The sequence below is a fragment of the Algoriphagus marincola DSM 16067 genome (assembly GCF_000429405.1).
In the GTDB taxonomy this organism is placed as follows: Bacteria; Bacteroidota; Bacteroidia; order Cytophagales; family Cyclobacteriaceae; genus Algoriphagus; species Algoriphagus marincola.
The window spans coordinates 159,524-180,418 of sequence record NZ_KE386898.1 but is presented as its reverse complement, the minus strand read 5'-3'; the positions used below and the strand labels follow the sequence as shown (position 1 = coordinate 180,418).

Below are 20,895 nucleotides of genomic sequence, written 5' to 3'. Positions count from 1 at the left end.
CATGTTTAAGGATATCTTTCTTTTCGAACTCAAATATCGTTTTGGAAGACCGGCAACTTGGATTTACTTCTTCCTCTTGCTAGTCGTCGCTGCTTTGCTTATAGGTTCGGGCAATACTCCTGCTTCCGAAAAAGTCTTTCACAATGCCCCCATTGTCATCGCCAATCTGCTTCTTCTGATTTCAATTTTCGGAATCCTGATTGCCTCTGCGGTTATGGGCGTTCCACTATACAGAGATTTAGAACACAAAACGGGAACCTTCCTATTTAGCTACCCGATCAGCAAGTTTGGTTATTTTATGGGTAGGTTTTGGGGTTCTTTCGTGACCCTTTTGTTCATTTCCACGGGTGCACTTATCGGAATTTACCTGGGCAGTGTTTTGGGTCCTCTTTTTGGCACTGAGGCAGAGCGATACGGCCCCAATCTTTTGGTCAACTATTTCCAGCCTTGGCTTACCTTACTCCTGCCAAATTTATGGTTAGCAGGATCTTTATTTTTCGCGCTGATCGTATTTACCCGAAATATCCGCTCGATCTATTCAGGCGGAATCGTAGTGTTTATTATTTACCTACTGGCTAACTTTCTCTCTCAGGATATCGAAAACAAGGATCTTGTACAGCTCATTGATCCTTTTGGAGTAAATACCTTTGATCTTCAAACTCGCTACCTTACCCCATACGAGCAAAACAGCTTTTTCCTTCCATTAGAAGGCAATCTTTTACTTAATCGACTTATTTGGATAGGCATAGGTCTGGTCTTATTCATTGCAGCTTATACACGATTTAGCTTTAATTACTTCTTTCAGACTTCACAAAAGAAAAGCAAAGAAAAGCAAGAGGAGGAATCCAGCTACTTCCTTAAAAAGCTGGATGTCATCACTGACTTTTCGAAAAAGTATCAGTGGAACAGCCTAAAAACCTTAACAAGAATTGAAGTCCAAAACATCACCAAAGATGTTTACTTCCGATCTATTTTGTTGGGCGGGTTGATTTTTCTGATTCTTGATTTTTGGATCGGGATCACTTTGTACAGCGTTCCTAACCACCCCTCCACTTCCTTTTTGATGGAATACAAAACCTTTGATTACAATCTTTTTGTATTCATCATCATTGTATTTTTTACCGGTGAAGCTTTGCATCGAGACAGGTCTACGGGTTACTCCATCATCAATGATACCTTTCCAGTAAGGGACAACGTCATCATTACTTCTAAATTTATGGGAATGGCCTTTATCTGCCTTATTCTGACTACTGTTCCAATCTTTGTTGGGATTCTAATTCAGACACTTAAGGGCTATTTCAATTATGACTTAAAGGTGTATCTGATAGATAGCTACCTGATCTCACTACCCGACTACCTTCAAATGGTCCTCTTGGTTTTTGCAGTCCATGTCGTAGTGAATAATAAGTTTGCCGGTCATGCGGCCGCTATTGGTATTTGGCTGGTGATGCTGATCCTTCGAAACTTTGCAGATTATAACTTCAATCTGTTTTTCTACAGCTACAAGCCAGGATACACTTGGAGTGATATGAATGGGCTGGGCCATTTCGGTACATCCTTGTTTTGGTTTAACCTGTATTGGACAGCGTGGGGAATCTTCCTAGTGTTATTCTTTAGCATTTTCTTCAGCAGAGGCACAGAAAATACTTGGAAAAGCCGCTGGCAAATCGCCAAATCAAGACTTTCCAAGCCGGCTCCAAGGCTTTCATTCTTATTCTTACTCATCGCTTTAGTCTCCGGCGGGTACATTTTCAATAATGTCGTCTACAAAAACAACTACCGAACCTCAGACGAGAATACAATACGATCTGTCGCCTATGAGAAGCAATTGAAAAAATATGAAGGAATTCCTCAGCCTAAATACACAAAAATCAATATTCAGGCAGATCTATTTCCGATGGAACGCAGAGCCGATTTCCTAGCCGAAGTAGAGTTAGTCAACAAAACCGACAGCCCGATTGATTCGATTCACTTCAATTCTGCCTCCCTAAGTGATTTCAAGGTGATTTTGGATGGGGATACCCTTAATCATCGATTCCCATTAGAGTATGAGCCTAACAAGTTTCAAATATTTGGGAAAAAGCCAGAGCGGGAATGGTATAAAATCACTGCATTACCCAAACCCATGATGCCGGGTGACACCTTGCAATTCACCATCGTCAGTAAAGCAGGATATAGTGGATTTCCTAATTCGGGGTATCAGCGTGAAATCGTCTACAACGGTACCTTCTTCTCCGGAGGAGTCCCTGAGATTGGATATAATGCTCAAGCAGAAATATCATCAGATGAGGATCGAAAGAAGTATGATTTACCGCCCAAACCAGAAGACCTCCCTCCTCATGATGATCCAATGGGAAGGGCTACGCTGTTATTTGCTGATGATGCGGATTTCATACAATTTGAAGCAGTAGTCAGTACTGTTCCTTCACAAATAGCAGTAGCTCCGGGATATTTGCAGCGGGAATGGGAGGAAAATGGGCGACGTTACTTCCATTATATTCAAGACACCCCTATTCAAGCCTTTTTCACCTTTGTGTCTGCCGAATATGAAGTGCTTCGGGATGAAGCAAAATTACCTGACGGACAAAAAGTTGCTATTGAGATTTTCTACGACAAGCAGCATACTTATAACCTCGATCGCTTTCTAGAATCCTACAAGGATGGATTGACTTACTTCTCAGAGACTTATGGCAACTTTCAGTTCCGCCAAATGCGATTGTTGGAATTTCCACGATATGCAGGATTTGCTCAGTCTTTCCCGAATACAGTCCCTTTCTCGGAAAACTTCGGGTGGGTAGCCAACTTCTCAGATCCTAATGATTTTGATTATGTCTACTATGTTACTGCCCATGAACTGGCACATCAATGGTGGGGACATCAGATCACTCCAAACTATACCCGCGGATCCAATTTGATCTCAGAAGCCTTGGCCGAATTTTCAGCATTGATCTTGACAGAAAGAGAGTATGGAAAGGATAATATGAAGCGATTCTTAAAAAGTGAATTGGATAATTACCTCCGAGGAAGATCCAATGAAAGCAAAAAGGAAAATGTCTTCATCAATTGCAATCGAGCCTATCAGTGGTATTATAAGGGATCATTGATTCTTTACGGCTTACGAGATCTGATAGGTCCTGAAGCTATGGACTCGGCCTTGTATAATTTCAATCAAGATTTTGGATTGAGGCTAGAACCCCCATTCCCCGGAAGCTCAGATCTATATAATTATTTAGCAGATGTAACTCCTGATAGCCTGATGTATTACCTGGATGATACTTGGAATAAAATCACCCTTTATGACAATCGTACCGAGGAGGCAAAAGCCACCAAAGTAGCTGAGGGTGAATATGACATCACTTTGAATATCCGCTCTCAGAAGCTGTATGCCGATGAAACAGGAAGGGAATCAGATGCTGAATACGACGCTGATTACATCGACATCGGGGTTTTTGCCGAAGATGATACCGATGAAAATGGACGAACTCGAGTGAACCCCTTGTACATTCAAAAGCATAAGATCAAACCCGGGCAAAGTACCATCACAGTACGGGTGAAAGGCGAACCTGCCAAAGCAGGTATCGACCCTTACAATAAATTGATCGACCGAATTCCTGATGACAATACGGTCACGGTAGAAACCGAATAATGACGAACAGCTTTTCCATATTTGCCCCCAATAAGTCGGATGCTTCTTGGGGGCATTTTTTTATAATTACTTCAGTACTATTTTGAGGGTGAATAAAACCCGTTTATGGATAGTACTGGCCGACAGCCTCGGAACAAGCATTTATAATTGGGAAAGTTATACATCATTAAGAAGCAAAAACCCTCATTATGAAACGAATCTTCATCCTTTGGATCTTCACTTTTCTATGTTTTTCCCGCAGCATTGCACAGGAAAACCCCACCATTCGAATCAACCTGGGAGGCTATCCCTCAGACATGCCCAAAAAGGCCTTGCTTCTAAGTGACCAAAAATTGCGAAAGCCTATTTTGGTCTTAAAAAACTCATCTGGAGATTCTATCAAGGAATTCCAAGGCGATCTTCATGAACAGGCCTGGCATCCTTTCTCCCATTACTACAGTCTTGACTTTTCAGAGGTAAGCACTGCCGGAAGCTATTATTTCGAGTCCAAAGATGGCAAAATCAAAAGCCAAACTTTTCAAATAGGTCCCTATCCCGCCTGGCAGGAGGATGTGGTCAGTTTTATTCGTACCCAACGCTGTGGATTCAATCCTTTTACCGGAGAATTTTGTCATCAATTGGATGGATTGAGCTTTTTTGGAATCCGACCAGATTCTACTCGAATCGACGCTACAGGTGGCTGGCATGATGCTGGGGATCAATTGAAATACCTAATCACGAGTAGTAATACCACGGCAAGGCTACTGATGGCCTATCAGATGGACCCTGATGGATATATGGATCAGGTCAATGCAAGAGGATTACCGGGACAAAACCAAATCCCTGATATTCTCGATGAAGCAAAATGGGGACTGGAGTGGATTTTGAAACTTCATCCGAGTCCAAATGAACTCTACCATCAGGTGGCCGATGATCGGGATCATCGAGGCTTCAAGCTCCCTCATGAGGAAAATGCAGATTACGGTTGGGGGCCAAATAGCTTTCGGCCTGCCTATTTTGCTACAGGGGAGCCGCAAGGACTTTCCCAATACCAAAGCCAAGCCACAGGAATCGCCAACCTTGCCGGAAGATCGACTGCTACCTTGGCCTTAGGATATGAAGTATTTAGTCAAATCGAAGGATATGAAGTATTTGCTCAGAGCTGTCTGAAATCTGCTCATACACTTTATAGGATGGGTAAAAAGCAGGAAGGATATCAGCAGGGCAATAGTTTTGGTGCGCCCTATCGCTATGAGGAAAATACTTGGGCCGATGATATGGAATGGGCTGCTGCCAAATTGTATAAAGTGACCAAAAAACCTGAATTCCTAGAGGACGCACGTCGATATGGAGATCTGATTGCTGCTTGGTCTTGGATGGAAAGGGACAGTGCCAGTCACTACGAAATGTACCCCTATGTCAATATGGGGCACTATGCACTTTGGCAGGTGGGCAATGAAGAAGACAAGCAGAAAATGGTGAATTATTACGAACAAAATCTGGAGAAAATTCAAGCCCGAGCCAATCAAAACCCCTACGGAGTCGGACATTTGTTCATTTGGTGTTCCAATAATTTGGCTGCAGCTGTGGCGACACAAGCGATGCTTTACGAAGAAATGACCGGATCAAGAAAGTATCGACCGCTTTTGCAAAACCATGTTAATTGGCTCCTAGGACTCAATCCCTGGTCTAGTAGTATGATTACCGAAATACCCGAAAAAGCCGACACTCCCGTGGACGTGCATATGCCCTTTTGGAAGATTCTTAACAAATCAGTTAAGGGCAGTTTGGTCGATGGACCGCTTTGGTCTACCATTCATCAGCAGATGCTTGGAATCACCCCCTCCAAGCCGGATGAGTATGCGCACCTCCAGCCTTTGCACATCAAATATCTGGATGATTGGGCGGACTACAGCACCAATGAGCCCACATTGGATGGTTCGGCCGAATTACTCCTCATTTTAAAATACCTAAGCCTTGAGTAAACTTGGTCTATATTTTTTATTGTTTTTCTTTCAGCAAATTGCGCTTAGCCAAAGCCTTTTTGACAAAGAAGGAGCGCTGATTCGGTCTGACAGTTCCAAAAAAGAAATCTATCTCTGCTTTACCGGACATGATTTCTTCGAAGGATTTGAGGAGGTACTGGATGTACTCGCCCAAAATAAGGTAAAAGGCTCCTTTTTTCTGACAGGTGATTTTATACGAGCTCACCGGGAACTAACTCGGGAAATAGCTCAGCAAGGACACTTTGTAGGAGCTCATTCGGATAAGCATTTACTCTATTGCGACTGGAGTAAAAAGGATAGTTTGCTTCATTCGAATGCGGAAATCAAAAAGGATATCGAGGATAACCTTACCGAACTGAATGCTTTGGATATTTTTCCCGACTATTTTATGCCTCCCTATGAATGGCACAATCAAGAGGTGGTAGAAATAGCCAAGGAATTGGATCAAATCACGGTCAATTTCACACCCGGTACCCGCAGCAATGCGGACTATACCACTCCAGATATGCCAAATTATCTGAGCAGTGAGGCTATTTTAAATAGTATTTATGAAAAAGAGAAAGACTCCGGATTACATGGCTTTCACCTTTTAATTCATCCGGGCACAAGCCCAAAGCGCACCGACAAATTGTATCATCAACTCGGGGATTTGATCCAAGAACTGAAGCGAAGAGGTTATTCATTTCAAAGATTGTAATATTTCCATAAGGGATTGTGGCCTAGCCTTTGCAATAAAAAAAGGATCTGAACCGTTAAAAAATAAAGGTTTGGCACAGTTTCATCCATTTCTTATCTTCCAGCGTCATCCCAAAAAAATACAATTCTCTTCTAGATGAAGAAAACCACCCTATTCTTCGTAATTCCCTTTTTCACACTTTTCTCCCTTGGTACACTTGCCATGGTCAGTTACCGACCGGCAATCAAAAAACAACTTTCTGAAACCTACGCCATTCTCTTGGGTGAACCGGTTCCAAGGCTCGAGGATCAACCCTTGGAGCTTCCCGAACTGATGCCTAAACCGGAGGATATTTTCATTGTCCCGGATTTAAATTCTTTCAAAGCGAGATTACGCAAAGATGCCTACTCCAATCACCTTTCTGCAGCAGAAAAAAACGGTACTGAACTGATACTTGACGAAAAGCGCCTTTTTCAACTAGTCGAGAAAGGGACGCTCGTAGAGGTAAACTCCGGAAAGGGCTATGAAGTAGAAAAGCTCACGCACAGTCACCCTTACCTTACTCCTGAAGCAAAAAAAATACTAGAGCAAATCGGTCTGACCTATCAGGCACTCGCAGGAGAAGAAGATTTTTTTACGGTCACTTCCGGCACCCGCACGATCGATCAGCAAAAGAAATTGGGTCGTAGAAACCGAAATGCCACCAAAGGAAACAGCTCTCATTCCTACGGACTTTCTTTCGATATTTCCTACATCCGATTTAATGGAGAGAAATCCTGGGATTGGAAAAAGCAAAAGCAATTGGAAAAGGTCTTAAGTCACTTCCAAAAGCAAGGCAAAATCTATGTGATCAAGGAAAGAAAGCAAAATTGCTTTCATGTCACCGTTCGGTAAACCCTCTCTTCTCAACTTTACCCCAGCAAACAGAGACAATCTGAACTTTTTCCAAATTTTTTTTGACTATTTTCATGTGTTTATAATTTGATTTTCAAAGGCCACATGGAATCTCACAATCATAATCATCCCTCTGTGTGTCGCTCTCGTCATGCTCGATTTCAACTTCTCGATCTTCCCGGTAAATACTACTTCTATGAAAAAATTCCTTTTTGGCCTATTGGGTGCATTAGTCCTTTTAGTAGTCGTTATTTTATTCAATACCCTAAGAATGCGGTCTAAGCAGGTAGATGTAGACCCACTACCTAAAGTAACAATTTCGGACAAGGTTTATGACAACCTCTCCAAAGCCATCCAATTCAAAACCATCTCCTTCAATGAAAATACGCCTCCGGACTCGGCCGAATTTTTAGGGTTTCATCGTTTTTTGGAAGAAACTTTCCCTTTGACTCATGCCAATTTGAGTTTAGAGAAAATCAGTGATTACACCCTGCTCTACAAATGGGAAGGAAGTGACCCGGACAAAAAGCCGCTGATTCTTATGTCACATCAGGATGTAGTCCCCGTGGATGAGCCCACTCTGATGAATTGGGAAGCACCACCATTTTCCGGTCAAATCACCGATTCACATATTATTGGTCGAGGAACTATGGATGATAAGGGAACCCTAATTGGAGTATTGGAAGCGGTGGAAATGCTACTCGGGGAGTCTTTTCAACCTACCCGAACGCTCTACATTGCATCCGGACATGATGAGGAAATAGGAGGAGTAAACGGAGCCGCGAAAGTGGCTGAATACCTGAAGTCGAAAGGAGTCCAAGCAGCAATGACCATAGACGAAGGAGGATTTATCACAGAAGGCCTAATTCCGGGCATCGAAAAACCAGTAGCTGTCATCAACCTCTCAGAAAAAGGATATGCTACTTTCAAATTAACGGTTGAAACAAAGGGTGGTCATAGCTCAGCGCCTCCACGGGAAAACACCATCGGGATTTTAGCCCAAGCCATCGTGGACTTGGAAAACAATCAATTGCCCTATAAAATGGTAACTCCGCTTGATTATCAGGTTGAATATTTGGGACCCGAGTTACCATTTTCCTTACGAATGGCATTTGCTAATTCCTGGCTACTCAAAGGGCCAATTCTTGAAGGTCTCAATGCTCATACCACCACCGCTCCGACTATCATCTCCGGAGGAGTCAAAGACAATGTCATCCCTACCGTGGCTGAGGCACGGGTAAACTTCCGAATCCTCCCAAGTGAGAATATCGAATCGGTCAAGGCTCATATTGAAAACACCGTATCGGATCTCGTCAAGGTAGAGCTTGAAGGGTTTGCCACCAATCCTTCTCCGGTATCTGGTATCGACTCAGAGGAATACAAAACGCTGGAAAGAACCATCCGAGGAATGTTTCCAGAGACGATTGTGATTCCAAGTATGATAGGAGGAGGTACGGATGCCCGCTATTTCTATGAGATTTCGGATGAGGTCTATCGCTTTTATCCACTTCGAATGGACTCCACGAGTCTTAGCAGGTTTCATGGAATCGATGAAAAAATCGGGAAGGAGAATTACAAGGAGATCATCGCCTTTTCCTATCATTTGATCAAGGAAATGCAATAGGCTTAGCCAATTTTGATTAATTTGAAGGGTATGAACGAAAAAGAAAAACCGGTTTTTGATAAACGTATTTTCTGGGATGTCAACTTTGAAAACCTGGATTATGACAAAAAGTACAAGTTTGTCATCGAACGGGTTTTCGAACGGGGCGACGTACCCGATATCCGCAACTGTCGTAGGTACTATGGAGACGATATGATTCGGGAGGTACTTTTAAATGCTAAGTTTTTGTCAAAAACAACCCTCTATTTAGCAGCTGCAATAGTTGAGAGACCCATTGAAGAATTTAGATGCTACAAACTCAGACAGTTGAATCCCGAACTCTATCCTTTCTAACTTGCTTAGTTAAGCATTTTAAAATCCCTTGGCGTCAAGCCAGTAATTTTCTTAAAGCTCCTATTGAAATAGGACAGGTTCTCAAATCCCACCTGAAATGCAATCTCTGAAATTCCCAAATCGGTCTCCTGAAGAAGTTTCTGTGCTTCATTGATTCGAATCTGCAGCAAATACTGCGTAAAAGTCTTCCGGGTTCGCAGCTTAAAATATCGACAAAATGCCTCCTTCGAGAGGTTGGCAACGGAAGCCGTATCATCCAGGCTAATCTTCTGGTAACGATGATCAAGCAAATACTGCATCACCCGATTCATTCGACTGCCATCTTTCTCCGAAAGCCCCTGAAAAAGACCATCTTGATTTAATTGTAGTAAATCGTCCTTTGCCCCATCTAAAAGACTTAGTAGTTGTATAGCCAGTTGAAAGCGTTTCAATCCAGCTGACTTTCCAAAAACTTGTAGCAATTCAATGATTTTTTCCTGTGTTCCTCCTTTCACCTGAAAACACAAACCAGCGTATTCCCGAAACTTTTGAAGAGACGAAAGCTCTTCCAAGTCTCCAATCGCCCGCCCCAATGCGTCAAAATCAAAAAAAATAGTCCTACTCTCAGATCGTAAATCAATATTTTCCTCAAAATACTCCGGATCACTTCGGAAAACATGGGGAACATTTTCACCTAAAAAAAATAAATCTCCTGATGAAAACCTCCCCACATAGTCACCACTCAAGAATTGTCCCTTTCCTTCCATAATGTAAGTCAATTGAAACAGCGGGTGCTGATGAAGCTTGTCATAGAAAATCTTTCCACTATCCTCCTGATAGCGGACAAACTCTTTTTGGGACTTTGGAACTTGAAAGGAAATTACCTTGGCCATATCTCAAATTAATATTAAATTCACTAAAAAAACTCCATTTACACCAATTATGATCAATATAGTATCAGAGTGAATTAATCCTGTGAAAGATTTTCCTAGACTCATCTTATACTTTTGAATAAAATTCTTCGTGCCCTAATTGGTAAAAAATCAAAATACTATGAACTGGAAAGGCGTTTTCCCCGCAGTCACCACCAAATTTCATTCAGATGGAAGTTTGGATATGGAGCTATTCTTCAAAAACCTGGATTTCCAATTGGAATCGGGAGTACACGGAATCATTCTAGGCGGTACCTTGGGCGAAAGCTCTGTACTATCTCAGGAGGAAAAAATCACCCTAACTCGAGAGACAGTCAAACATATCAATGGAAAGGTCCCTGTCATCCTCAATATCGCGGAGGGAGCGACGCAGGATGCACTCTTTTGGGCTAAAAAAGCTGAAGAGCTCGGAGCTTCCGGCTTGATGATTCTCCCGCCAATGCGATACGCTGCGGATGCAAGGGAAGTCGTCACCTATTTCAAAACGGTCGCCAAGTCCACTGCTCTCCCCATGATGATTTACAACAATCCGGTGGATTACAAGACTTTGGTGACTGTGGATATGTTTGCCGAACTCGCAGAGTGCCCGAACATCCAAGCTATCAAGGAATCTACCCGAGACATCTCCAATGTTACCCGCATGATCAACCGCTTTGGCGATCGCTATCAAATACTCTGTGGGGTGGACACCTTAGCCTTGGAAGAGTTGCTGATGGGAGCCGTGGGCTGGGTAGCAGGCTTGGTTTGCGCCTTCCCAAAAGAAACCGTGACGATATTCAATTTGGTACAGGAAGGGAGAATCGAAGAAGCGAGAGAAATCTATCGCTGGTTTTTGCCCTTGCTCGAACTCGATATTCACCCAAAACTCGTCCAATACATCAAGCTGGCCGAGCAGCATTGTGGCATCGGTTCTGAGCATGTACGCGCTCCAAGGCTTCCATTGATTGGAGAAGAGAGAGAACGAATTGAACGAATCATTACCGCCGGCATAGCCAAAAAGCCTAAATTGTAGGGATTTCATTATAGCTTCCCTTTCTCCACCAAAGGATAGCAATTTTCTAATCTTTCAATCTTGAAATTTTCAAATCAAATGAACCTCGACCAAATATTCAACGCCGCACAAGAAGCATTTCTTTTCTATAAAAACATCTCTTCAAGAGAAAAATCCGAATTTCTAAATACGCTAGCAGAAACACTCGAAGCAAATCGAGCTGAGATCGTATCCCTTGCCGTCGTGGAATCCAATCTTCCGGATGGGAGAATCAATGGTGAATTGGGTAGAACAGTAGGTCAAATCAGACTTTTTGCAAATTTGGTCAAAGAAGGGAGTTGGGTAGAAGCCACCATCGACCCTGCCATGCCAGACCGCACACCTTTGCCCCGAGCAGATATTCGTCGGATGTTGACACCGCTAGGTCCGGTGGTCGTATTTGGAGCGAGTAATTTTCCTTTGGCATTTTCCACGGCTGGTGGAGATACCATTTCTGCCTTGGCCGCCGGCTGCCCGGTGATTTACAAAGCGCATCCTGCTCATCCCGAAACTTCCAAAAAGGTAGCCGACTGCATCCATCAAGCCATCTCAAAGAGCAATCTTCCCCAAGCACTCTTTACGCATGTAGAAGGTGGAATTGCCGAAGGACAAGCTTTGGTCAAGCATCCCTTGGCAAAAGCCGTCGCCTTTACCGGTTCACATACTGGTGGAAAGGCCCTTTTTGACCTAGCCAATCAGCGGGAAGAGCCTATTCCTGTATTCGCAGAGATGGGATCGGTCAATCCGATTTTCTGCTTTCCTCAAAAGCTGAAAAATGAAACAGACTCACTTGCAAAAGCTTTTGTGGGTTCCTTGACCTTGGGTGTAGGGCAATTTTGCACCAATCCAGGCCTGATTTTCGTGCCAAAAGAACAAGCAACGGCATTCGAAAAAGCCATCGCTGAAGAAATGAATGATATCGCCTCCGCTCCCATGCTTCATCCGGGAATTGCAGAGGCTTACTACAATTCCCTACAGTTTCTACAATCACGAGAGGAACTTCGATGGGTCAAAGTAGCCGATGCACAACACTTGATTAACGGGAGTACCGCTTTGGCAGAAATCAAGGCAAGCGACTGGTTGAAAGACTCTGTTTTCCAGCAGGAAGTTTTTGGAGCTTTTGCTATGATGGTGGTCTACGAAACTGAGGCTGAACTACAAGAAATCGCCAAACACCTTCACGGGCAATTGACCATCACCCTTTGGGCAGAATCAGCCGAACTCCAAAATCAACTTTTCCTGATCAACCTACTGGAAGAGAAGTGCGGCCGACTACTATTCAAAGGGGTACCAACCGGAGTGGAAGTGGGTCATGCCATGCAGCATGGAGGACCTTACCCATCGACGACCGATGCCCGGAGTACATCTGTGGGAGCCTATGCCATCAAGCGTTTTGCCCGCCCGATAGCCTTTCAAGACATGCCGCAGGACTTACTTCCGGAAGCCTTGAAAGATGGAAATCCATTGGGGATTTGGAGAATGGAAGATGGAGAATTTAAAAAATAAGATAATTTGAAAGATATGCTTCGCAAGATATGGCCGAAAAATCGGCCAAGACACAGTCGAATCTCTGTTATCTTGTCCGCACTAGCGGACATATCTTACCGTATCTGCGCAGCTATCTTAATAATTAAAAAACTTGATCTCAGCTTTACTTCATAAAAAATAAAATCCACCCTACCTAAAATGCCCTCCCGCCACACCTTCTCTTGCATTGACGCACATACCTGTGGGAATCCCGTACGGGTAGTTTCCGGTGGTGTACCTTTTTTGAAAGGAGAAACCATGCTGGAAAAGCGTCAGTATTTTCTTGAAAATTACGATTGGATCCGAACAGGACTGATGTTTGAGCCACGGGGTCATGATATGATGTCGGGCTCCATGCTATTCCCTCCGCATGATCCGGATAATGATTTTGCTATTCTTTTTATTGAAACCTCCGGTTGCCTTCCCATGTGTGGGCATGGCACGATCGGCACGATTACCATCGCCATCGAAGAGGGTTTGATCTACCCTAAAACCCTAGGCTTCTTGCGAATGGAAGCTCCGGCAGGCTTAGTCTTGGTGGAATATAAGCAGGAAGGCAAAAAGGTCAAATCAGTTAAACTGACCAATGTCAAAAGCTATTTGGCAGCGGAAAATCTGGAAATCGATACTGAGGAACTTGGCAAGCTTCATGTCGATGTCGCCTATGGAGGAAATTTCTACTGCATAGTCGATCCACAGGAAAACTTCCCCGGTTTGGAGCATTTTAAAGCCGAACAACTGATCTCAATGGCCAGAAATCTCCGGGTGAAAATGAACGAACGCTATGATTTTGTTCATCCCGAGCATGAAAGAATCCGTGGGCTTTCCCATGTGATGTGGACGGGTGAAACCTTGGATAAGACTAGCACAGCCCGAAATGCAGTATTCTACGGAGACAAAGCCATTGACCGCTCACCCTGTGGCACCGGTACATCTGCTAGGATGGCTCAATGGTTTGCGAAAGGAAAGCTAAAACCCGGTGATGAATTCATCCATGAAAGCTTTATCGGTTCGAAATTTATCGGTAGAATCGAAGAAGTTAGCGAGATTGCAGGAAAACCCGCTATCATTCCAAGCATAGAAGGTTGGGCGAAAGTTTATGGATACAATACCATCATCTTGGATGAGGACGATCCTTATGTGCATGGATTTCAAGTAATATGAGGAGTAGCAAGATGCTAGACACAAGATACTAGACAGTTAATCCTATCGCTTTATGTTCCAAATCCCTAGTTTTATTTTCTTGATACTAGGATCTTGATACTTTCTACTACAAAATGAATTCAACCATCATCATCGGCGGAGGAATCGTTGGGCTATTTTCAGTTTACTACCTACCACAAAGCCCATGCAGCCTTTAGGAGAAATTGATGAGTCTTAATGTTCTACTTTACAGATACGATTCAAAGGGAAAAAGTACGAAAGAAAACTTCTAGGCTTCTCTGGAATAACCCAAGGCTCGATGCTCCTTCGAACAAAGTTTGTCCATAGTTTCTGATATAAATGTTGTAGCTGCGCATTCCTTTTGTATTTAATAGAATAAGCCAATTGACTTAAAGAGAACAAAGGGTTGATACGAGACTAATACGCGGTGAGAGCCTATGCGATTCCAAATTTTGCATTCGCACGATTCTCAAAGCAATTCTTGCTTTGCAAAACCATCTGGTGGGTCAACATTATCAGATTTGTGAAAATGAAACTCTTAAAATTGTGTTGCATAGATTTTATTTAATTTTTGGGCCCTATGCAAACACTTTGTACAATTGACTGAAGGATGACATAGCTACTTACTGGACATCTTTTACTAGACGAATTCCAATCATATCAAGTGGTCTATTCCAAACCGCACCAATCGGTGCTTTTCTTTCTGGTTCAAGGAACATTTTGGATGAAAAAAAAGTACCTCCCCGAACTTGAAATTCTTGGGAACCTTTTTCTAAAAGAACTACTTCAGCTGCATTTCCTACTAAATCATAAATACCTAATTCATTAGGCATTTTAGTTCCTACATCCATTGGGAACCAACTATCTGTATTCCCCTCATACCAACCTAATTTGCGAAGATCATTTCCTCCAGGATAAGCATATTGATAATCTTTTTGTCCTGCTTTCACCGCATGCATCCATTCTTGGAGAGTAGGAATCCTTTTGTTCACCCAATTTGCATAGGCTTGCACGTCGCTAGGGGCGAGATGCATTACCGGATGATTTCTAAATTCCGGAATCTTATCTAAGGTTTCTTCTATTCCGTTTTCGTCCAATAGAGTATGCCTATTCCAGGCCTTACCTTCAATAATCTCCCAATTTGTACCACCCTTAAGTCGCATTGTACCTCCTAGCTTTTCTGCCTCGGTAACATAACCCGTGGCCTCCACAAATTCAGCAAACTCAGCAATAGTCAGTTCGTACTGATCCATATAAAAGGACTCAATTTCATCATTACCGGGAACCAATACCATTTTTGACGGGCCTTCTATATGGCTCTGATGGTGACCCCACCTGAGTAAAACCAGAAATAAAAACGAAATCACTGAACTAATTTTCATAGATACAGAGCAACAATTTGTTTTCTTGATTCATTAATTGAGGTACGTTAGCCTTCAGTTTTCCGCTCACCTGCCCATCTATATCTTGCTCCAGAATCTCGTAGAAGTATTCACTGTCTAACAACTTAAAAACTTTTTTATCCTGAACATCAAGATATGGGAGTAAGGGTAGGCCTAGGTTGGAATCAAATAAGGATTGAGTGAGATACAATGTGTTTGTACGCTTTTCAAGGACTCCCCATCTTGGATATAACCCATCTTTAATCATCATGAACAATGAAAACTCTTCCGAATCAATATAATTATCTAGAAAGGCTATACCGCGATCATCCTGCAATTTCTCAAAATATTCCCCTAGATCTTGTAACCCGAACAAATTCTGTGTTTGAGGTAAAGAAGAAAATCGCGTAATCACATAATCTGAGTCATCTCCTTTAATTGAAACGGAATACGCTCGTGATCCATGGGCGGGTGTCAGTATGACTCTCCCATGTTGAAGAGTCAACTCTTTTTCACCCGAAACTTCGGCTCTAAGACCTTCAGGAACCTCTAAATACGAGTATACTTTCTCATCATCATCCAAATCATAAAGCGTGAGCATGCGGAATTCGTCCGATGGCAATTGTTCAGAAGGAAAAGGCAAGGTGTACAGCCAAACTTTATTCTCACCGCCATAAGCAATAAAATGAAACAAGTCACCGCTTGGCAATGAAATTACATTCAAAAACTCACCTGTGGTGCTAAACTCAAAAATCTTCCATCCCGTCAAAATCAACAAACTGTTTCGATCAGGATGGAAAACAAAATCTTCCATCCTTGGGACTTCCCCTGGACCATTCCCTCCAGTCTCGATTTGACTGATAAATTGTCCTTGGTCATCCACAATCAGGATAGTATTTTCAAGATCAATATCACCTAAAAAATATTTCCCATCTCCAGACTGGATCTTATCAGCAGTATAAAATGGTTGTTCTTCTGGTATGCTAATAACTACATAGTGGCTGTGGGAATAGTAATCTTGCAGCGCTATACGATCACTATCTTCGACAATAGACCATCCCACATCAATGACGGATTCTTGGGTTTTATCTTGAGACAGACAGGAAAATAAAAGAATACTTAGCCCAATAAAACTTAATACTTTTCTAGCCATATCTTTTATAAGAGAAAAAGAGGCTGAACAGACCATTTCTCTTGCATCAGTCTGAAACCTCTGCACCAGCCTCTAAATTTATCTATGCTTTGCTGCAACTAGTGGCAGTACATTCTTCCATCAATCCCGGTTTACATTTATCCTTACTGCCTAGGCTGAATTCAAAGCCTCCGCTTCCAACGAACTCAAATCCAGACTTAACGTCTATTCCAATTTTAAGCTTGGCTATCAGACAGACGACATTTTTAGATGAATATAATTCAGCACTTGCTAAACTTTGAGCGCTTGCATAACTTACTGTAAAAGGACTATTTCCATTACTGAATAATGCCAAAATAAATACAACTAAACTTACCTTGAGAATTTTTTTTCGCTTCATTTTTTTGGAATTTAAAATTGAGAAAATAAAGAAGACGCCTACCAAATAAACTAATTAGCTTTTTAATATTAAAGAATAGTTGAAAAAAAACAATAGTCTATTAAAGGAAACAGCCGAAAAGGAAACAACTAGTAAAATATCAAAAACTAACAACTGTTTATCATAAATAAAAAACCTTTGAAAGAAAATTACTAACGGTTAGAAGTCTTTAAAATTCCTAATATTGAAAATGCACCTTTTTATGCATATTGGTGCCTAATCCGTAAATTCAAGATATGAAATCGAGCCTGTCTTCAGGCAGACATGACGTACCTGTCACATAAAGGAATGATTGTAATTGCGACCTGCCTATCGCAGGAAGGGATTCCATGTGACCTTTGAAAAACAATTATAAACACATGAAATCGAGCATGTCGGAGTCGATAAACACTGGAATGATTGTAAAACATGCGAGATTCCATCTGACCTCTAAAAAACAAATTATAAACAGATGAAATCGACACGATTAAAATCATCATTAAACACACAGGGAAATGATTATTTTAATCGTCAAAGATTCCATCTGACCATTGAATAGCAAAAATAAACAGATGAAACCAACCATCATCATCGGCGGAGGAATCGTTGGACTCTTCACTGCATATTTCCTACAAAAAGAAGGAATTGAAGTCAGCATCATTGACCGAACTGACCTGAAGGACAATTGCTCCACGGGAAATGCAGGTATGATTGTCCCATCTCACATCATCCCACTTGCTGCTCCCGGAATGATTGCCAAGGGGATATCTTGGATGTTTTCTTCCAAAAGTCCTTTTTACATCCATCCCCGATTCGATTATAAGCTTTTGCAATGGAGCTTGCTATTTTTCAAGTCTGCCAATCAAAAGCAGGTAGAAAAGGCCATCCCCTTTTTGAAAAATATCTCCCTACTATCCAAATCACTCTACCTCCAATTTCGGGAAGAACATCCCGAGGCTACTTTGGCCTTTCAGGAAAAAGGGTTGATGATGGTCTATCAGACTGATGCCGTAGAAAAGGAAGAGGTAGAATTTGCCCATTTGGCTCGAAAGCATGGATTGGAGGCTGAAATTCTCAGTCCAACAGATATCCAAAAGATTGAAACCAATCTGGAGGTGAAAGCCAAAGGTGCCGTACTCTTTCCTGGCGATGCCCACCTAGACCCGGGTGCTTTGTACAGTTTCCTGAGAAAGTATCTGGAAGAAAAAGGAGTTCAATTTCATACAGAAACCGAAGTCTTGGGCTTCGAAAAGTCTGCTGGGAAGGTAGCATCCGTTTTGACAGACAAAGGAAAAATAGAAGCTGAAAAGATCCTGCTTTGCGGAGGTTCCTGGTCTGGAGAGTTAGCCAAAAAATTGGGCTTTTCACTCCCCATGATGGGAGGAAAGGGATATTCCTTTCTCCAAAAAAACCAGCCTGAAATCAGGCAAGCGAGTATCCTCACTGAAATGAAGGTTGCCGTGAGCCCTTATGGTAACAAGATTCGATTTGGAGGCACGATGGAGATCGCGGGAACCAATCAAAAAATCGACATGAAGCGCGTGCAGGGTATTTTTGAGTCGATCAATCGCTACTACCCTGACTTTCAAGCTCAATTCCCAAAAGAAACCGAAATCTGGAAAGGTCTGCGTCCTTGCTCACCGGATGGCTTACCCTACATCGGCCTTGCACCGGGCTACTCGAACGTCCTGGTAGGCAGCGGGCATTCTATGATGGGAATCTCCATGGCACCGGCTACCGGAAAGCTTTTAGCCGAACTCCATCAGCAAAAAGAGCCTACGATGGAAATCAGCGGATTTGAAGTAGGAAGGTTTAATTAAGTGGCTAAATATTTTAAATAATAGACCAAAACTAGTTTCCAATCTATATGGGCAGGAAGTAGGAAGATGGGAGTTGGAAGCATGTTGCCGATTTGATTTGGATGTTTAATCTCCGACAGATGATGCCATTCAATTCCTATCAAAGGATTAAAGATTCAACCAACCATCCCATTTTACCCCTTATCAAAAACATTTAACTTCCATCTTTCCTCACGCGTAAAATTTTCAACTACTCAAACCTAAATCCCCTTTTATCCAATGCGAGAAACCCTAGAAAAGAATTTAGCTCTATTGATCCTTCGATTAGGTGCCGGAGGCCTGATGCTCACCCACGGAATTCCAAAAATCAACCGCTTGATGGCTGATGAAGTCAAATTTGCCGATCCTTTTGGTTTGGGACCAACGGTATCCTTGGCCCTTGCCACTTTTGCCGAGGTGGTTTGTGCGGTATTGGTCATCATTGGATTCAAGGTTCGTTTGGCCACTATCCCTCTAATGATTACCATGTTGACTGCAGCTTTTTATGCACATTGGGACGATCCTTTTGGAAGAAAAGAATTGCCGTTACTTTTCTTTATCTGTTTTTTGTCACTCTTGATTCAGGGAGGTGGAAACTTTTCCATCGATGGATTATTTGGCAGGAAGAAAAACATTTACAAAGGTCCGGCACTCTAAACCTGACATCATTTACTCTTCTATAAAACTAATCTGAGGCCAAGGTTTCGAATACTCGTCATTGGGCTGAGGCAGTCCAGGCGTACTTCTTCCTTCCTGAATGTATTTAATCAAAAGCTTCTTCAAATCGGACACTATTTCAGGATACCGGTCTTGAAGGTTTTGACTTTCGCCAGGGTCTAAAGCGAGGTTGTAAAGTTGTACCTCTGGCAATCCTTCCTCGGCAGGATCTCCTGGCTTGGGAAAGCTCCATCCGCCAGACCCCTTCGCCATGATAAGTTTCCAATCTCCCTGACGAATGGCAAAACTTCCATTTATTGAATGATGGACTGTAGCTTCTCGAACTATACCTTCAGTATCATTTCCTTCCAGCATTTTCAACAAACTGAAGCTATCTTCCCCTTCATTTGGTTTTAAATCATAAGCCACGATTTCGGCTGCAGTCGCCATCAAATCAGTCAAGCAGATGGTCTGACTGCTCAATACTCCAGGCTTGATCTTTGAAGGCCATTTTGCTATAAACGGTACCCTATGTCCACCTTCATATATATCCGCCTTATGTCCTCTATAAATATAGCTCGAATAATGTCCGGCAGCTTGCATGATGTCTAAGCCTGCGGCAGGAGATCCCCCATTATCACTGGTGAAAATCACCAAGGTATTGTCCTCTATCCCTGCCTTTTTAATGGCTTGATTTATTTGACCCACATAGTCATCAATCATTAACATAAAGTCGGCATAAGGGGCAACACCACTTTTACCTTGCCACTCAGGAGTAGGTAAAATTGGAGTATGAGGCGAAGGCAAGGCTAAATAAAGAAAAAAGGGTTGATTCTGTTTTGATTGATCTTTGATGTACTGAATCGAGCGCTCAAAGAAATTCGGAGTCACCTGCTCATGATCAAAATCCGGGGCTGTTGGTCCTTCCCTCCACCAAGAATACTTTCCTGTATTGACAGTCACGGTGTCTGGTATTGCAGTGACTTTACCATTTTCTACATAAACATAAGGTGCCATATCAAGGGAACCTGAATGTCCAAAGGCATAATCAAAGCCTAAATCATTTGGTGTGTGAGAAACAGGCTTGGTAAAATCCAGCTGTTCAAAATCCTTTGCATCCCAGCCTTCGCCACGCAAGGAGTCTCCCTCCTGCAATCCCCAATTCCAGCCCAAGTGCCACTTCCCAATAAAAGCAGTATGGTAGCCGGCATTTTTCATAACGTCCGCAATGGTAGTCCGCTCTTTTTCAATCAATGCTTTTGATTTCCCGGTTAATACTCCACTTTTCAGTTTGCTTCGCCAATTATACCGCCCTGTCAGCAATCCATAGCGAGTCGGAGTACAAACTGCCGAAGGAGTATGAGCATCCGTAAAGCTCATGCCTTCTTGAGCTAATTGATCGATATGGGGTGTGGGAATTTTACTTTCAGGATTGAAAGCTCCAATATCCCCGTAACCCAAATCATCTGCCAAGATGATGATCACATTGGGATGTTTTTTGGTAGCTGTTTTTTCTTGACAGGAATAGAAAAAAGATAAACTGATCAGCAAACTGATCCAATGTAGGGGCTTTTTCATAGTGCTTGGGATTACAATAACAAGCTAGCTTTTTGAGGCAAGAATTTCAAACTACCTGAGAGCAGGATCAAAAAAGGAAGGAGTTTTTTTAACTTACTTT

General features: G+C 42.5%; 16 protein-coding genes. 11 read left to right on the top strand and 5 right to left on the bottom strand.

Features of this window, described 5'->3' with window-relative positions; genetic code table 11:
* Position 1: 1 nt before the first annotated feature.
* The 6 genes from G457_RS0117790 (at position 2) to G457_RS0117765 (ending at position 9,158) form a co-directional block, all read left to right on the top strand.
* A complete protein-coding gene (locus G457_RS0117790) occupies positions 2-3,646 on the top strand; it encodes an ABC transporter permease/M1 family aminopeptidase (RefSeq protein WP_026947657.1) in 3,645 nt (1,214 codons plus the stop codon).
* 188 nt (positions 3,647-3,834) lie between these two features.
* Positions 3,835-5,610, top strand: a complete 1,776-nt coding sequence (locus G457_RS0117785) for a glycoside hydrolase family 9 protein (protein ID WP_035484249.1) — start codon at positions 3,835-3,837, stop codon at positions 5,608-5,610.
* Positions 5,603-6,328, top strand: a complete 726-nt coding sequence (locus G457_RS21905) for a polysaccharide deacetylase family protein (RefSeq protein ID WP_051260906.1) — start codon at positions 5,603-5,605, stop codon at positions 6,326-6,328. Before G457_RS0117785 ends, G457_RS21905 begins: the two co-directional genes overlap by 8 nt.
* A gap of 135 nt (positions 6,329-6,463) precedes the next feature.
* The gene (locus tag G457_RS0117775) at positions 6,464-7,201 is read left to right on the top strand and encodes a DUF5715 family protein (protein WP_051260905.1); all 738 of its coding nucleotides are present in this window, start codon (positions 6,464-6,466) and stop codon (positions 7,199-7,201) included.
* 196 nt (positions 7,202-7,397) lie between these two features.
* Entirely contained in the window at positions 7,398-8,825 is a 1,428-nt protein-coding gene (locus tag G457_RS0117770) for a M20 family peptidase (RefSeq protein ID WP_026947654.1), read from the top strand.
* Positions 8,826-8,855: 30 nt separating this feature from the next.
* A complete protein-coding gene (locus G457_RS0117765) occupies positions 8,856-9,158 on the top strand; it encodes a DUF6922 domain-containing protein (protein ID WP_026947653.1) in 303 nt (100 codons plus the stop codon).
* Between the two features lie 5 nt (positions 9,159-9,163).
* Here G457_RS0117765 and G457_RS0117760 read toward each other — a convergent pair whose 3' ends face one another.
* A complete protein-coding gene (locus G457_RS0117760; RefSeq protein WP_026947652.1) occupies positions 9,164-10,030 on the bottom strand; it encodes a helix-turn-helix domain-containing protein in 867 nt (288 codons plus the stop codon).
* Between the two features lie 160 nt (positions 10,031-10,190).
* Here G457_RS0117760 and G457_RS0117755 point away from each other — a divergent pair, with 160 nt between their 5' ends.
* From G457_RS0117755 to G457_RS0117745, 3 genes are all read left to right on the top strand, one after another.
* A complete protein-coding gene (locus G457_RS0117755; protein WP_026947651.1) occupies positions 10,191-11,081 on the top strand; it encodes a dihydrodipicolinate synthase family protein in 891 nt (296 codons plus the stop codon).
* A gap of 78 nt (positions 11,082-11,159) precedes the next feature.
* Positions 11,160-12,605: an aldehyde dehydrogenase (NADP(+)) gene (locus G457_RS0117750; RefSeq protein WP_026947650.1), complete on the top strand. Its 1,446-nt coding sequence runs from the start codon at positions 11,160-11,162 to the stop codon at positions 12,603-12,605.
* A 180-nt stretch (positions 12,606-12,785) separates the two neighbouring features.
* A complete protein-coding gene (locus G457_RS0117745; protein WP_026947649.1) occupies positions 12,786-13,790 on the top strand; it encodes a 4-hydroxyproline epimerase in 1,005 nt (334 codons plus the stop codon).
* A gap of 623 nt (positions 13,791-14,413) precedes the next feature.
* Here the strand turns inward: G457_RS0117745 and G457_RS0117740 are convergent.
* The 3 genes from G457_RS0117740 to G457_RS0117730 all read right to left on the bottom strand — a co-directional run bounded on the left by G457_RS0117740 (position 14,414) and on the right by G457_RS0117730 (position 16,704).
* On the bottom strand, positions 14,414-15,172 hold the full coding sequence (locus G457_RS0117740; protein WP_051260904.1) for an SUMF1/EgtB/PvdO family nonheme iron enzyme: 759 nt from the start codon (positions 15,170-15,172) through the stop codon (positions 14,414-14,416).
* Entirely contained in the window at positions 15,162-16,325 is a 1,164-nt protein-coding gene (locus G457_RS0117735; RefSeq protein WP_026947647.1) for a 6-bladed beta-propeller, read from the bottom strand. Before G457_RS0117735 ends, G457_RS0117740 begins: the two co-directional genes overlap by 11 nt.
* Positions 16,326-16,407: 82 nt before the next feature.
* Positions 16,408-16,704 (bottom strand): hypothetical protein, encoded by a 297-nt coding sequence (locus G457_RS0117730; protein ID WP_026947646.1) that lies wholly within the window; start codon positions 16,702-16,704, stop codon positions 16,408-16,410.
* 590 nt (positions 16,705-17,294) lie between these two features.
* On the opposite strand from G457_RS0117730, the gene G457_RS0117725 reads away from it, so the two are divergent.
* Together G457_RS0117725 and G457_RS0117720 are read left to right on the top strand one after the other, a co-directional pair.
* Positions 17,295-18,542 carry an NAD(P)/FAD-dependent oxidoreductase gene (locus G457_RS0117725; protein WP_026947645.1) on the top strand — a complete coding sequence of 416 codons (1,248 nt, stop codon included), beginning with the start codon at positions 17,295-17,297 and terminating at the stop codon, positions 18,540-18,542.
* A gap of 258 nt (positions 18,543-18,800) precedes the next feature.
* The gene (locus G457_RS0117720; protein ID WP_026947644.1) at positions 18,801-19,217 is read left to right on the top strand and encodes a DoxX family protein; all 417 of its coding nucleotides are present in this window, start codon (positions 18,801-18,803) and stop codon (positions 19,215-19,217) included.
* Positions 19,218-19,229: 12 nt separating this feature from the next.
* On the opposite strand, the gene G457_RS0117715 is transcribed toward G457_RS0117720, so the two are convergent.
* Complete coding sequence (locus G457_RS0117715) at positions 19,230-20,795, bottom strand: sulfatase family protein (RefSeq protein ID WP_026947643.1); 1,566 nt, start codon at positions 20,793-20,795, stop codon at positions 19,230-19,232.
* Positions 20,796-20,895 lie beyond the last annotated feature (100 nt).